The 920-nt window shown below is 44.1% G+C and carries 1 protein-coding gene; it reads right to left on the bottom strand.

What is annotated here, in order from left to right; genetic code table 11:
- Positions 1-920: hypothetical protein (locus ACYVRA_RS07445; protein ID WP_461252112.1), on the bottom strand; the 920-nt coding region annotated here is incomplete at both ends.

Raw genomic sequence — 920 nt, 5'->3', positions numbered from 1 at the left:
GAGGCCGCCCCTCCAAGCCGAAAGCGGCAAATTCATTTCCCGACCATGAAAAAAGAAGATCGTTCAGCGATAAACCTAAAAGTAATTTGGAAGAATTATCCGCTGTCTTGAGCGCATTATCAAGTCCCTGGGTAAACACAAGAGCGGTCTGATAAATTTCATCTAACGTACCGGCGGAAAGTATTGTCGCGTATTGCGCGTTTGCGGGAATACGTTCCGCTATGTTCGGGACGCGGGAACGCTGTCCGAGCAATCGGCTTAAACTAGCCTGATTGGACGACAACGGAGACGCCAAATTGAATTCAATCTTTTTGGGAAATATTGAAAGTCCCGCCTCAACCTTTGAATCAAATACGACATTATTCAAAATTGCCGCAATACCTGAGTCCTGATCTGATAAAAGAGAGCTGATAAATTCATTGGAAAGCATAAGCGCCGCGTCAAAATCTGAAGGCTTGATAGAGGCAAATGCCTTAGCGTTACCTGAATTTGCGGCGGAGCGTGACTCAAAAATACGCGAATTATCGGTTATAAAGAGCAGGTTGCGATAAGGAGCGATGTAATATGTCTTGTCGCTCAAGCGGTATTCAAAACGTGAATTTTTTCCGGCTTGCACATAATAAAGATCGGGGATGTTTTTGAAATTTGAAATCACTGGAAGAAAGCGCAGTAACGGGGAGAAAAAACCAAAGTCCCATGCGGCTACTAATATTTTTGATTCAGAATTAGTAGGAAGCAGGGCAAGTTCCAAATTTCCACGCATCGCAAGACGCACTAAGCCATTTTTAAGGAGACTATTATCTTTCAATGCTATCAACGCGGAGGCGGCTTTAGCCAAGACCGGCACATTGGAAATTTCATCAAGAGATTCATGGGTTAGAATCCCGTCAAGCAAACGGGTAGGATTAGGTATGCTAAGG

The sequence above is a fragment of the Treponema sp. R8-4-B8 genome (assembly GCF_054786175.1).
This window is presented reverse-complemented; position numbering and strand designations above follow the sequence as displayed.